At 67.9% G+C, this 13,401-nt stretch carries 15 protein-coding genes; 7 read left to right on the top strand and 8 right to left on the bottom strand.

Annotated features, from left to right (window positions below; translation table 11 throughout):
* Position 1 precedes the first annotated feature (1 nt).
* The 5 genes from C5O79_RS32360 to pyk form a co-directional block, all read right to left on the bottom strand.
* Positions 2-1,213 (bottom strand): 5-(carboxyamino)imidazole ribonucleotide synthase, encoded by a 1,212-nt coding sequence (locus C5O79_RS32360; RefSeq protein ID WP_046544511.1) that lies wholly within the window; start codon positions 1,211-1,213, stop codon positions 2-4.
* Positions 1,214-1,300: 87 nt separating this feature from the next.
* The gene (purE, locus tag C5O79_RS32365) at positions 1,301-1,822 is read right to left on the bottom strand and encodes a 5-(carboxyamino)imidazole ribonucleotide mutase (protein ID WP_039360624.1); all 522 of its coding nucleotides are present in this window, start codon (positions 1,820-1,822) and stop codon (positions 1,301-1,303) included.
* Between the two features lie 16 nt (positions 1,823-1,838).
* A complete protein-coding gene (locus tag C5O79_RS32370; protein ID WP_046544510.1) occupies positions 1,839-2,729 on the bottom strand; it encodes a phosphoribosylaminoimidazolesuccinocarboxamide synthase in 891 nt (296 codons plus the stop codon).
* 224 nt (positions 2,730-2,953) lie between these two features.
* A complete protein-coding gene (gene fba, locus C5O79_RS32375; RefSeq protein ID WP_034189083.1) occupies positions 2,954-4,018 on the bottom strand; it encodes a class II fructose-bisphosphate aldolase in 1,065 nt (354 codons plus the stop codon).
* A 316-nt stretch (positions 4,019-4,334) separates the two neighbouring features.
* Positions 4,335-5,771 (bottom strand): pyruvate kinase, encoded by a 1,437-nt coding sequence (gene pyk / locus C5O79_RS32380; RefSeq protein WP_039360687.1) that lies wholly within the window; start codon positions 5,769-5,771, stop codon positions 4,335-4,337.
* Between pyk and C5O79_RS38875 the strand changes: the two genes are divergently transcribed.
* On the top strand, positions 5,770-5,898 hold the full coding sequence (locus C5O79_RS38875; protein WP_256093618.1) for a hypothetical protein: 129 nt from the start codon (positions 5,770-5,772) through the stop codon (positions 5,896-5,898). The two genes, pyk and C5O79_RS38875, sit on opposite strands and share 2 nt — an antisense overlap.
* 157 nt (positions 5,899-6,055) lie before the next feature.
* Here the strand turns inward: C5O79_RS38875 and C5O79_RS32390 are convergent, their stop codons facing one another.
* The 3 genes from C5O79_RS32390 to C5O79_RS32400 all read right to left on the bottom strand — a co-directional run bounded on the left by C5O79_RS32390 (position 6,056) and on the right by C5O79_RS32400 (position 8,607).
* Entirely contained in the window at positions 6,056-7,252 is a 1,197-nt protein-coding gene (locus C5O79_RS32390; protein ID WP_046546246.1) for a phosphoglycerate kinase, read from the bottom strand.
* 279 nt (positions 7,253-7,531) lie between these two features.
* Positions 7,532-7,855, bottom strand: a complete 324-nt coding sequence (locus tag C5O79_RS32395; RefSeq protein WP_039360615.1) for an AzlD domain-containing protein — start codon at positions 7,853-7,855, stop codon at positions 7,532-7,534.
* On the bottom strand, positions 7,852-8,607 hold the full coding sequence (locus tag C5O79_RS32400; protein ID WP_047852171.1) for an AzlC family ABC transporter permease: 756 nt from the start codon (positions 8,605-8,607) through the stop codon (positions 7,852-7,854). Before C5O79_RS32400 ends, C5O79_RS32395 begins: the two co-directional genes overlap by 4 nt.
* A gap of 193 nt (positions 8,608-8,800) precedes the next feature.
* Between C5O79_RS32400 and C5O79_RS32405 the strand changes: the two genes are divergently transcribed.
* The 6 genes from C5O79_RS32405 (at position 8,801) to C5O79_RS32430 (ending at position 13,371) form a co-directional block, all read left to right on the top strand.
* The gene (locus C5O79_RS32405; protein WP_011353071.1) at positions 8,801-9,724 is read left to right on the top strand and encodes a branched-chain amino acid transaminase; all 924 of its coding nucleotides are present in this window, start codon (positions 8,801-8,803) and stop codon (positions 9,722-9,724) included.
* A gap of 50 nt (positions 9,725-9,774) precedes the next feature.
* On the top strand, positions 9,775-9,969 hold the full coding sequence (locus C5O79_RS32410) for a zinc-finger domain-containing protein (RefSeq protein ID WP_006749970.1): 195 nt from the start codon (positions 9,775-9,777) through the stop codon (positions 9,967-9,969).
* 150 nt (positions 9,970-10,119) lie between these two features.
* Entirely contained in the window at positions 10,120-11,157 is a 1,038-nt protein-coding gene (waaF, locus tag C5O79_RS32415) for a lipopolysaccharide heptosyltransferase II (protein ID WP_039360609.1), read from the top strand.
* Between the two features lie 115 nt (positions 11,158-11,272).
* Entirely contained in the window at positions 11,273-11,719 is a 447-nt protein-coding gene (locus C5O79_RS32420; protein ID WP_006749968.1) for a nuclear transport factor 2 family protein, read from the top strand.
* 34 nt (positions 11,720-11,753) lie between these two features.
* The gene (locus C5O79_RS32425; protein ID WP_046544508.1) at positions 11,754-12,791 is read left to right on the top strand and encodes a hydrolase; all 1,038 of its coding nucleotides are present in this window, start codon (positions 11,754-11,756) and stop codon (positions 12,789-12,791) included.
* Positions 12,784-13,371 carry a DUF2946 family protein gene (locus C5O79_RS32430; protein WP_046544507.1) on the top strand — a complete coding sequence of 196 codons (588 nt, stop codon included), beginning with the start codon at positions 12,784-12,786 and terminating at the stop codon, positions 13,369-13,371. Before C5O79_RS32425 ends, C5O79_RS32430 begins: the two co-directional genes overlap by 8 nt.
* Positions 13,372-13,401: the final 30 nt, after the last annotated feature.

Raw genomic sequence — 13,401 nt, forward strand, 5'->3', positions numbered from 1 at the left:
CTCAGTCGAGCGGCACGCGCAGCAGCTGCGCGCACGCGGTGGCCGCGGCAACAGCTTCGTCGCGCGTTTCGGCCGTGAAGTTCACGTGGCCCATCTTGCGGCCGACGCGCGCTTCTTCCTTGCCGTACAGGTGCAGGTGCGCGGCCGGCATCGCGGCGACCGTGTCCCACGGCGGCGTGACGGCATCGCCTGCGGCACCTGCGCCGGTCGCACCGTTCGGGAACCATACGTCGCCGAGGATGTTCAGCATCGCGGCCGGCGAGTGCTGCCGCGGGTTGCCGAGCGGCATGCGCGTCATCGCGCGCACCTGCTGCTCGAACTGGCTCGTTGCGCACGCATCGACCGTGTAGTGGCCGGAGTTGTGCGGGCGCGGCGCCATCTCGTTCGCGACGAACGAACCGTCTTCCAGCACGAAGAATTCGACGCACAGCACGCCGACGTAGCCGAGCGTATCGGCAATCCGCACGGCGGCCTGCTGCGCCTCTTCGACGCGCGCCGCATCGGCGGCCGGAGCGGGCACGACGGTCAGCGCGAGGATGCCGTTGTGGTGCACGTTCTGCGCAAGCGGGAACGCGGCCGAGCGGCCGTCCGCGCCGCGCGCGATCAGCGCCGACACTTCGTATTTCAGCGGCAGGCGCTTTTCGAGCACGCACGGCACGCCGTTCAGCGCCGCATGCGCGTCGCGCGCTTCCTGCGCGGTGCTCACACGCACCTGGCCCTTGCCGTCGTAGCCGAGGCGCGCCGTCTTCAGGATACCCGGCAGCACCGCGTCGAGGGCGGCGTCGTCGAGCGCGGCAAGCGCCGCCGCCGATTCGATCACGACGTGCGGCGCGACGGGCACGCCCGACGCTTCGATGAAGCGCTTCTCCGCGATCCGGTCCTGCGCGACCGCGACGCAGCGGCCGGCCGGCGCGACGAATGTCGTGCGCGCGAGGAAATCGAGGCTCGCGGCCGGCACGTTCTCGAACTCCGTCGACACCGCGTCGCACAGGTCGGCCAGTTCGGCGAGTGCGGCTTCGTCGTCGTAGGCCGCGCGCAGGTGGCGATCGGCGACCGCGCCGGCCGGGCTCGTCGGATCGGGATCGAGCACGGCGACGCGATAGCCCATCGACTGGGCGGCAAAGCAGAACATGCGGCCGAGCTGGCCACCGCCGACCATGCCAAGCCACGCGCCGGGCAGGATCGGGGAAACGGAATCAGGAGTTGCGGTCATGTCAGTGGTCGGTCGCGGCGGGCGCTGCCCGCCGCAGTGGGGAAGTCAGGCAGCCGCCGGAGTGGCAGTGCGGCCGCCGATGCGCCGTCATTCCAGCGGCGGCAGCACCATCGCGTGCGCGGCTTCGTTCTGGCGCACGCGGAACGCGGCGAGGCGGTTCGCATAGTCGACCGAGTTGCCGGACAGGATCGACACCGCGAACAGCGCGGCATTCGCGGCACCGGCCTCGCCGATCGCGAACGTCGCGACGGGCACGCCCTTCGGCATCTGTACGATCGAGTGCAGCGAATCGACACCCTTCAGGTACTTGCTCGCGACCGGCACGCCGAGCACCGGCACCGTGGTTTTCGCGGCCAGCATGCCGGGCAGGTGCGCGGCGCCGCCGGCGCCCGCGATGATCGCGCGCAGCCCGCGCTCGCGCGCCTTCTCCGCATAGTCGAACATCTCGTCGGGCATCCGGTGCGCGGACACGACCTTCGCTTCGTACGGCACGCCGAATTCCTGAAGGATGGCGACCGCGTGCTTCATCACGTCCCAGTCGGAACTCGAACCCATCAGCACGCCGACGAGCGGCGCGCTGTGCGTGTGGGCAGTCTGAACTTCGCTCATGTGTTCCGTTCCCCGATCAGGCCAGCGACTGGCCCGTGATGCGCTCGAGCGCTTCCTGGTACTTCGCGGCAGTCTTCTCGACGACGTCGGCCGGCAGCGCCGGCGCCGGTGCGGTCTTGCCCCACGGCTGCGCCTCGAGCCAGTCGCGCACGAACTGCTTGTCGAACGACGGCGGGTTCGTGCCGACTTCGTACTGGTCGGCCGGCCAGAAGCGCGACGAATCAGCGGTCAGCACTTCGTCCATCAGGTACAGCTTGCCGTGGTTGTCGAGGCCGAATTCGAACTTCGTGTCGGCGATGATGATGCCGCGCGTGGCCGCGTAGTCGGCCGCTTCCTTGTACAGCTTGATCGAGATGTCGCGGATCGTCGCGGCCAGCTCGGTGCCGATGCGGCGCTCGGTTTCCTCGAACGTGATGTTCTCGTCGTGCTCGCCCATCTCGGCCTTCGCGGCCGGCGTGAAGATCGGCTCGGGCAGCTTCTGTGCGTTCTGCAGGCCTTCCGGCAGTTGCACGCCGCACACGGCGCCCGACGCCTGGTATTCCTTCCAGCCGCTGCCGGCCAGGTAGCCGCGCACGACTGCTTCGATCATGATCGGCTCGAGGCGCTTGACGACCACGCCGCGGCCCTTCACCTGCTCGACCTCGTCGGCGGCGACAACCGCTTCCGGCGCGTCGCCCGTCAGGTGGTTCGGCACGATGTGCGCGAGCTTGTCGAACCAGAAGTTCGCCATCTGGTTCAGCACGCGGCCCTTGTTCGGAATCGGCTCGCCCATGATCACGTCGAATGCCGACAGGCGATCGGTCGTGACGATCAGGAGCTTGTCGTTGCCGACCGCGTAGTTATCGCGGACCTTGCCGCGACCGAGGAGCGGCAGCGAGCGGAGCGTGGATTCGTAGAGGGTAGACATCGTCTTTTCGCAGATAAGGAGCCAAACAAAAAGGGAAACGCCGTTCCCCGCGGCAGGCGGGAACGGCGGTCTTGCAATACGTCGGCGAACCGGCCGGGCGACAGCGCCCGGGCAGTTGCCGGCCGGCCCTCGTTCGGCCGGACGGAGCGGCTGTGGGGCCGGATCAGATCCGGCCGGACAACCTTGCCTTTGCCCACATCGGGCGCGGCAATCGTACTACAGTCTCAGCGCACGACCTGTGCGAGCGCGCCGGACTTGTACTGCTCGGCGATCTTGTCGAGCGCCACCGGCTTGATCTTGCCGGCCTGGCCTTCGCAACCGAACGCGAGGTAGCGGTCGACGCAGACCTGCTTCGCCGCTTCGCGCGCGGGCTTCAGGTAATCGCGCGGATCGAACTTGCCCGGGTTCTCGAACAGGTAGCGGCGGATCGCACCGGTGATCGCCAGACGCAGGTCGGTGTCGATGTTGATCTTGCGCACGCCGTGCTTGATGCCTTCCTGGATTTCCTCGACCGGCACGCCGTAGGTTTCCTTCATGTCGCCGCCGAATTCGCGGATCTCGGCCAGCAGTTCCTGCGGCACCGACGACGAACCGTGCATCACCAGGTGGGTGTTCGGGATGCGCGCGTGGATTTCCTTGATGCGCTGGATCGACAGGATGTCGCCCGTCGGCTTCTTCGAGAACTTGTACGCGCCGTGCGACGTGCCGATCGCGATCGCGAGTGCATCGCACTGCGTGAGCTTCACGAAGTCGGCGGCCTGCTCCGGATCGGTCAGCAGCTGCTCGCGGGTCATCGTGCCTTCCGCGCCATGGCCGTCTTCCTTGTCGCCCTTCATCGTCTCGAGCGAGCCGAGGACGCCGAGTTCGGCTTCGACCGTCACGCCGATCGAGTGCGCCATCTCGACGACCTTGCGCGACACGTCGACGTTGTACTCGTACGATGCGACCGTCTTGCCGTCGGCTTCGAGCGAACCGTCCATCATCACGCTGGTGAAGCCGCTGCGGATCGCGGCCATGCAGACTGCCGGCGACTGGCCGTGATCCTGGTGCATCACGACCGGGATGTGCGGGTACGACTCGACTGCTGCTTCGATCAGGTGGCGCAGGAACGGCTCGCCCGCGTACTTACGCGCGCCGGCCGATGCCTGCATGATCACGGGCGCGCCGACCTGGTCCGCCGCCGCCATGATCGCCTGGACCTGCTCCAGGTTGTTCACGTTGAAGGCCGGCAGGCCGTAACCGTGCTCTGCCGCGTGGTCCAGCAATTGACGCATTGATACGAGAGGCATTGTGGAACTCCATGGAATGAAAACCGGTGCGCCCTGACGCCGGCGCGGCGCTCGCTCCCGGTCGAACCCGGGGTGGCGCGGCGCGGCTGAGCGTCGAATAGCCGCATTTTATCGCGAAGCGCCTCCGATTCCGACCGCCCGGTGGCGCCGACTCGCAATTTGTTACGTTCGCACGGCACAATGCGGGCAAAAATGAGAAAAAAAGCCGCGCGGGGCTTCGACCCCACGCGGCTTTCGCGTAAAAAACGGTGCCTGATCGATTTTTCAGCCGATCCGGGCGACCGGCCCGCAGGCCGGCCCGATGATCAGCGGGCGCTCAATAGTGCTCGCCGACCCGCACGATCTTCAGCGTGTTGGTGCCGCCCGCCTGCCCCATCGGCTCGCCGACGGTCAGCACGACCATGTCGCCGTGCTGCACGTAGCCCTGCTTGACGACGATCTCGAGCGCTGCCTGCAGCGCCGAGTCGCGGTCGCTGTTGAAGTCGACGTGCAGCGGCGTCACGTTGCGGTACAGCGCCATCGTGCGCTCGCTGCCGACGCGCGGCGTCAGTGCGAAGATCGGCACGTGCGTGTAGTGACGCGACATCCACAGAGCGGTCGCGCCCGATTCGGTCAGTGCGATGATCGCCTTCGCACCCAGGTGGTACGCGGTGAACAGCGCGCCCATCGCGATCGACTGGTCGATCCGCGTGAACGTGCGGTCGAGGAAATCCTTGTCCAGCTCGACTTCTTCCGACTTCTCCGCCTCGACGCATACGGCCGCCATCGTCTCGATCGTGACGACCGGATACTTGCCGGCGGCCGTCTCGGCCGACAGCATCACCGCGTCGGTGCCGTCGAGCACCGCGTTCGCGACGTCCGACACTTCCGCACGCGTCGGCACCGGCGCGTGGATCATCGATTCCATCATCTGCGTCGCGGTGATCACGAGCTTGTTCGACTCGCGCGCCATCCGGATCATCCGCTTCTGCAGCGCCGGCACGGCCGCGTTGCCCACTTCCACCGCGAGGTCACCGCGCGCGACCATGATGCCGTCGGACGCGTCGAGAATGCTTTGCAGCGCCGGGATCGCTTCCGCGCGCTCGATCTTCGCGATCATCTTCGGCTTGATGCCGTACGGCGCGCCCGCGATGTTCGCGAGCTGGCGCGCCATTTCCATGTCGGTCGCGTTCTTCGGGAACGATACCGCCACGAGGTCCGCGCCGAGCGACATCGCGGTGCGGATGTCTTCCATGTCCTTCGCGGTCAGCGCGGGCGCCGACAGGCCGCCGCCCTGGCGGTTGATGCCCTTGTTGTTCGACAGCTCGCCGCCCACCTTGACGATCGTGTGGATCTCGTCGCCGAGCACGCGCTCGACGGTCAGCACGATCAGGCCGTCGTTCAGCAGCAGCAGGTCGCCCGTGCGCAGGTCACGCGGCAGTTCCTTGTAGTCGAGGCCGACGCGCTCGTCGTTGCCCAGCTCGCAGCCCGCGTCGAGGATGAAGGCCTGGCCCGGCTCGAGCGTCGTCTTGCCGTTCTCGAACTTGCCGACGCGAATCTTCGGGCCCTGGAGGTCGGCCATGATCGCGATCTCGCGGCCGACCTTGCGGGCGGCCTCGCGCACCATCTCGGCGCGCTGGCGGTGATCGTCGGCCGTGCCGTGCGAAAAATTGAGCCGCACGACGTCGAGGCCCGCCTGCATCATCTGCAGCAGAATCTCCGGCGAACTGGAAGCCGGGCCGATCGTGGCGACTATCTTGGTGGCGCGCTGCATGAAACTCCTCATCTGGATCAAGGTGGATGCGCTGGGTGAAACGCTGCGAGAGCCGGAAGCGGCAGGCCCAGCGGCCGCCGCTCCGGGGGGCGTGCCGGTGCTTGCGCCCGGCATCGCTTTGTTCTGAATCTCGTGGTGCTGCTCGGCCGCGTCGCCGGCGGCCGCCGGTGCGCGCGGGGCGGTGTTCGCCCGCGCGGGCGCGCGTTTGCGCTTGCCCGCGCCGGCCGCAGGCTCCGCTTTCGCGGAGCGCGCGGCCTTCGTCACCCCTGCGCGCGCCGCCACGCTCAGGCCGCCCGCGTTTCCAGCACTTCCACCGCCGGCAGCTTCTTCCCCTCGAGGAACTCGAGGAAGGCGCCGCCGCCCGTCGAGATGTAGCTGACCTGGTCATGGATGCCGTACTTCGCGATGGCCGCGAGCGTGTCGCCGCCGCCCGCGATCGAGAACGCGGACGATTTGGCGATCGCTTCCGCGAGCGTCTTGGTGCCGTTGCCGAACTGGTCGAACTCGAACACGCCGACCGGGCCGTTCCACACGATCGTGCCGGCTTTCTCGAGCTGGCTCGCGAGCGCCTTGGCGGTATCGGGACCGATGTCGAGGATCATGTCGTCCGCTTCGATGTCGGCGACCTGCTTCACCGTGGCCACGGCCGTCGGCGAGAATTCCTTGGCCGTCACGACGTCGGTCGGGATCGGCACCGACGCGCCGCGCTCGCGCGCTTCGTCGATGATCGCCTTCGCTTCCGCGACGAGGTCGGCTTCCGCGAGCGACTTGCCGATCGACAGGCCGGCCGCGAGCATGAACGTGTTCGCGATGCCGCCGCCGACGATCAGCTGGTCGACCTTGCCGGCCAGCGACTTCAGGATCGTGAGCTTGGTCGACACCTTCGAGCCGGCGACGATCGCCACCAGCGGGCGGGCCGGGTTGCCGAGCGCCTTGCCGAGCGCGTCGAGTTCGGCGGCCAGCAGCGGGCCCGCGCACGCGACCGGCGCGTACTTCGCGATCCCGTGCGTGGTCGCTTCCGCGCGGTGCGCGGTGCCGAACGCGTCGTTCACGTACACGTCGCAGAGCTGCGCCATCTTCTGCGCGAGCTCGTCCGAATTCTTCTTCTCGCCCTTGTTCACGCGGCAGTTCTCGAGCAGCACGACCTGGCCCGGCGCGACGTTCACGCCGTTCTCGACCCAGTTCGACACGAGCGGCACGTCACGGCCGAGCAGCTCGGCGAGGCGCTTCGCGACCGGCGCGAGCGAATCTTCCGGCTTGAATTCGCCTTCGGTCGGACGGCCGAGGTGCGACGTGACCATCACGGCCGCGCCGGCGTCGAGCGCGGCCTGGATGGCCGGCACGGACGCGCGCACCCGCGTGTCTTCGGTGATGTTGCCCTGGTCGTCCTGCGGGACGTTCAGGTCGGCACGGATGAATACCCGCTTGCCGGCGAGCTGGCCGGCGGCGATCAGGTCGGTAAGACGCTTGACTTGGCTCATGTTGAACAAATTGAAGTGGTGGATGGGGAAAGGGGGTTCACGCTGGACGTGCGCGGGCTGCCGCGAAAGGGCGCCGGATGCGGCCGTGGCTGGCGGTTCGCATGACGCGCACGGGTAAAAAATCTTGAACGGGCATTCTAGCCGATCCACCCGGCAGACTGACCCGCGGGCGGCGAATTCCGCCTATTTGGGATCGCGCGCCGGAACGGATACATTGCCGCAACGCAGCAATGCACCCGCGCAAGCGGCCGGTACCCGGCGGGCCTGAACGGCGAACCATCAGAAGACCAGGCGCAGCACGGTGAAGACGAGCATCCCGACGACGATCGTGCCGAGCATGCTGCGCCGCCACAGGAACCAGCCGAGGCCGGCAAGCGCTGCGTAGAACGGATGGTTGGACAGCGCGAACGACAGCCCGCCCGGCGTTTCGAGCACGTCGGGCAGCACGACGGCGACCAGTGCCGCCGCCGGCGCGTAGCGCAACGCGCGCTGCGCGCGCTCGGGCAGCACGGTGCGTTCGCCGCCGATCAGGAACAGCGCGCGCGTGACGGCCGTGACGATCGTCATCCCGATGATGACGATCCAGATTTCCGTCGCGCTCATTCAATTTCCTTTTCGTGCACGGTTTCGGTGCGAATGCGCCGCCAGTCGGCCCGCTCGACGAAGAAATCGGCCGTGCAGCCGGCCGCGAGCGCGGCGAGCACCGCGAGCGGCAGCGCGAGCCGGTACGGCAGGTCGAACGCGATGAGCGACACGATGCCGGCGACCGCGACGGCCGCGAGCGTCGAGCGGTTCGCGACCGCCGACACCATGATGGGGATCAGCGCGAGCGTGCCGGCCAGTTCCAGCCCCCAGCTTGCGGGAAAGAAGCTCGCGAGCAGGATGCCGGCGAGCGACGACACCTGCCACGACAGCCAGCTCGCAAGCGCCATCCCCCAGAAATACGCTTCCTTGCCGGGCACGTGGCCGTAGGCGAAGCCCTGTTTCTGGAACAGCAGGTAGATCACGTCGCCGTTGAAATAGCCGATCGCGAGGCGCCGCCACAGCGGCAGGTAGGAAAAATGGGGAGCAAGCCCGGCGCTGAAGATCACGAAGCGCGTGTTGACCATCGCTGCCGTGAGCAGGATGGTCCAGATCGGCAGCTTCGCCGCGAGGAGCGGCAGCACCGCGAGCTGCGACGAGCCCGCGTAGACCAGCAGCGACATCGCGCTCGCCTGCCAGAGTGTCATGACCGACTTGCTCATCGCGATGCCGGTGACGAGCCCCCACGAGAAAATCGCCATCAGCGTCGGGGAATAGTCGCGCGCGCCCTGGATCAGCGCGAAGCGGTCGGTGGCGGACAATCGAGCGAGCATGGGAAGCGGGCCGCAGCGGGCGGTTCGTCGGGCCGCCGGCGCCTCCTGCCGGTACGACCCGTCGTTATTGGAATCGGTACCGGGCGATTATAGCGCCGGCCCCGCGCCGACCGACCGGATCGCCTTCAAATGACGCTAAAATAAGCGTCTTTCCGGCTCAACGCTGCATACAACCGCATCCCAGGAGAAATCTATGTCAATGGCCGACCGCGACGGCAAGATCTGGATGGACGGCAAGCTGATCGACTGGCGCGACGCCAAGATCCACGTCCTGACCCACACGCTGCATTACGGCATGGGCGTCTTCGAGGGCGTGCGCGCGTACAAGTCGGCCGACGGCAGCACCGCGATCTTCCGCCTGTACGAGCACACGAAACGTCTGCTGAATTCGGCGAAGATCTTCCAGATGGACGTGCCGTTCGACCGGGAAACGCTCGAAGCCGCGCAGCTCGAAGTCGTGCGCGAGAACAAGCTCGAGTCGTGCTACCTGCGCCCGATCATCTGGGTCGGTTCGGAAAAGCTCGGCGTGGCCGCGAAGGGCAACACGATCCACGTCGCGATCGCGGCATGGCCGTGGGGCGCGTACCTCGGCGAGGAAGGCCTCGCGAAGGGCATCCGCGTGAAGACGTCGTCGTTCACGCGCCACCACGTGAACGTGTCGATGGTGCGCGCGAAGGCGTCGGGCTGGTACGTGAACTCGATCCTGGCGAACCAGGAAGCCACCGCCGACGGCTATGACGAGGCGCTGCTGCTCGACGTCGACGGCTACGTGTCGGAAGGCTCCGGCGAGAACTTCTTCCTGGTGAACAACGGCAAGCTGTACACGCCCGACCTGTCGTCGTGCCTCGACGGCATCACGCGCGATACCGTCATCACGCTCGCGAAGGACGCCGGCATCGAGGTGATCGAGAAGCGCATCACGCGCGACGAGGTCTACACGGCCGACGAAGCGTTCTTCACCGGCACGGCCGCTGAAGTCACGCCGATCCGCGAGCTCGACAACCGCACGATCGGCAGCGGCGCGCGCGGCCCCGTCACGGAAAAGCTCCAGTCGGCGTTTTTCGATATCGTGTCGGGCAAGAACGCGAAGTACGCGCACTGGCTGACGAAGGTCTGAGCGCGCCGCGCCACCGACCGCCCCACAAAAGAGTGATAAGAGAAAGTCTCATGAGTGAAATCAAGGAAATGCCGCTGGTCGAGCTGACGGCCAAGGATCTTCCCGCGTACTGCCCGAACCCGGCCATGGCGCGCTGGAGCGCCCACCCGCGCGTCTTCATCGACGTCTCGCACGGCGAAGCACGCTGCCCGTACTGCGGCACGCGCTACAAGCTGCGTGACGGCGAGGTCGTCAAGGGCCATTGAGCCCCGGCGGCCGGGCCTGCAGGCTGATGCAGGCCCGCCGACTGCCCAGGCGGCGCAGCCGGATTGCCGGCGCGCCGCCGTTCTCCATTCTGGCAACCCGAACGCGGCGCCTGAGCGCCGTGCTTCATTACGACATCGGAAGTCGACCTGATGCGTCGAGCGCTGGTTATCGCACCGAACTGGATCGGTGACGCATTGATGGCGCAGCCGCTTTTTGCGCTGCTGAAGAAAAACCATCCCCGCATCGCGATCGATGCCGTCGCGCCCTCGTGGGTCGCGCCCGTGCTCGAGCGGATGCCCGAGATCCACGATGTCTACGCGACCGATCTCGCGCACGGCAAGCTGCAGCTGCTGCGCCGCTGGCAACTCGCGAGCGACCTGCGCGACGTCGGCTACGACGCGGCGTACGTGCTGCCGAATTCGCTGAAATCCGCGGTGATCCCGTGGCTCGCGAACATCCCGCTGCGGGTCGGCTACACGGGCGAGCACCGCTACGGGCTGCTGAACGTGCGGCACGCGAACCCCGACAAATCGGGCGAGCGGCCGCCGATGACGGCCCACTACGCGGCGCTCGCATACGCGCCGGGCGCGAAGCTGCCCGAGTCGATGAAGACGCTGCCCGCGCCGCGCCTCGACGCCGATCTCAACGAGACGGCGCGCGTGTCCGCACGTTTCAATCTCGATACGCGCAAGCCGCTCGTCGTGTTCTGCCCGGGCGCGGAATACGGTCCGGCCAAGCGCTGGCCGCCCGAGCACTTCGCATCGCTCGCCACCATCGTCCACCAGTCGTTCCCGTACACGCAGATCGTCGCGCTCGGCTCGCAGAAGGACGCCGCCGCCGCGCAGGCGATCGCGGACCACGCGCCGAACGTGCGCAACCTGTGCGGCCAGACGTCGCTGTCGGAGGCGTGCGCGCTGATCGCGCGCGCGAACGCGGTGGTCACCAACGATTCGGGGCTGATGCACGTTGCCGCCGCGCTACGCCGGCCGCTCGTCGCGCTGTACGGATCGACCGATCCGCGCCACACCCCTCCGCTGTCGGACCTGGCGAAGGTACAATGGCTTCATCTCGAATGCAGTCCCTGCTTCGAACGCGAGTGCCCGCTCGGCCACCTGAAGTGTCTGCGCGAACTCGGTCCCGAGCAGGTATTCGGCGATTTGCGCGGCATGCTCGTCGGGCAGCGCTGACCCTGGCCGGCAGCGTCGCACGGCGCGCCGGGCAATCCGATTCACCGGTGTACGGCGGCTCCATCCGGGCCGCCGTGCTGAATACGGCGCGCGACGCGCGCGAGAGATAACCCCGATGCCACGTTTTGCCCGCCTCTTCGAAGCCGCCGCCGATACGCTGAACGCCTACTACCAGGCCGTCGCCGATGCCAATCTCGACGCGCTGCTGGGATTGTGGATCGACGAGGATTTCGCCAGTTGCGTATGGGCGGACGGCGAGCATCTGCACGGCCTCGACCAGATCCGCAGCGGGCTCGCCAACCGGCTCGCCACGCGCCCCGTGACGATCGAGCCGCTCGACATCCGCGTGTACGACAGCCTCGGCACGGTCGTCTATACGATCGCCGAAGCGCATCAGCAGGCCGACCTGACGGCCGAACCCGACATGGTTTTCGCGACGTACGTGATGATTCACGAACGTGGCGAGTGGCGCATCGCGCATATTCACGCGAGCCCGATTCCCGAACAGGCGGCCGGACAATTCGCCGCGAAGATCCGTCATGGGCAGGGTCCGCTGCACTGACGAAAAGACGAAGCAACGCATACGCGGGGCGATCATGAGTACGGCTTCTCCGCCCACCTCGCCGCTGACCGGGGCCCCGGCTCCCGACGACGACATACTGCGCTATCGCGCACCACGCTGGCTGCCCAACAGCCATGCGCAAACCATCGTGCCCGCGCTGTTCGCGCGGCGCCCCGTCGTCGCTTACCGACGAGAGCGATGGGAAACTCCCGACCACGACTTCATCGATCTCGACTGGGTCGCCCATCTCGACAGCGCGGCGCCGGCGCCCGATGCGCCGCTGTTCGTGCTGTTCCACGGCCTCGAGGGCAGTTCCGGCTCCCACTACGCGCTAGAGATGATGGCCGCCGCGCGCGCGAAGGGCTGGCACGCCGTCGTGCCGCACTTCCGCAGTTGCAGCGGCGAGATCAACCGCCAGCCGCGCTTCTACCATCTCGCCGACAGCGCCGAGGTCGACTGGATCCTGCGCCGGCTCGCCGCGCAGCATCGCGGGCCGCTCGTCGCGGCCGGTGTGTCGCTCGGCGGCAACGTGCTGCTGCGCTGGCTCGGCGAGCATCGCAGCGATACGTCGATCCTGCGGGCGGCCGCCGCGATCTCGACGCCGATCGACGTGCACGCCGGCGGGCGCGCGCTGTCGCAAGGCTTTGCGATGGTCTACACGCGCAGCTTCCTGAAGACGCTCAAGCGCAAGGCGCTCGCGAAGCTCGACCAGTACCCGGGGCTGTTCGACCGCGAAGCCATGCTGCAGGCCGTGACGATGCGCGACTTCGACGAGGTCGTGACCGCGCCGCTGCACGGTTTCGCCGATGCGAACGACTACTGGACCAAGGCGACGACACGGCCGCTGCTGCCCGCGATCGACGTGCCGACGCTGATCCTCAACGCCCGCAACGACCCGTTCCTGCCTGAATCGGCACTGCCGGGCCCGGCCGACGTATCGCCGGCCGTCGAACTCGACCAGCCTGCGGCCGGCGGGCACGCGGGATTCATGACCGGGCCGTTCCCCGGCCGCCTCGACTGGCTGTCGGCGCGGGTGTTCGGCTATTGCTCCAAATTCGTCGACCATGGATGACATCGTCAGGCAGGCCCTCGCCAAATGGCCGAACGTCCCGCACTGTACCGGCTGGCTGCTGCTCGACCGGCGCGGCGAATGGCGGCTGCGCGACGACGCGGCGCAGGCGGCCGGCGAGCTCGGCTCGCCGATCCGGCATGCGGCGCTGAACGCGTTCATCGGCCGCAACTACGAATGCGACGCGCAGGGCCAGTGGTTCTTCCAGAACGGGCCGCAGCGCGTGTACGTCGAGCTTGCCTATACGCCTTGGGTCGTCCGGCTCGCCGAGCGCGACGGGCAGCTCACGCTCACCGACCAGACCGGCACGCCGTTCGAACCGGACGAAGCCTGGCTCGACGACGCTGGCGGCGTGCTGTTTCGCGCGGCCGGCACGCCGCCGCGCATCGCGGCGCTGCACGATCACGACCTCGGGCTATTCGCCGATCACGCCGATCTCGATGCCGCGCCGCCCGTGCTGCGCTGGCGCGACGGCCGCACGCTGCCGCTCGGCAGCATCGTCGGTGCGGACGTGCCCACGCGGTTCGGCTACGTCGCAAGCCCGGCGCAACAGGCGCGCGGCGCGGCCGGCGGCCGTACCTGACCCGCGGCGGCTTCGCCCGCGTTTGCCGCG

Source organism: Burkholderia sp. SRS-25 (assembly GCF_004343765.1).
In the GTDB taxonomy this organism is placed as follows: domain Bacteria; phylum Pseudomonadota; class Gammaproteobacteria; order Burkholderiales; family Burkholderiaceae; genus Burkholderia; species Burkholderia contaminans.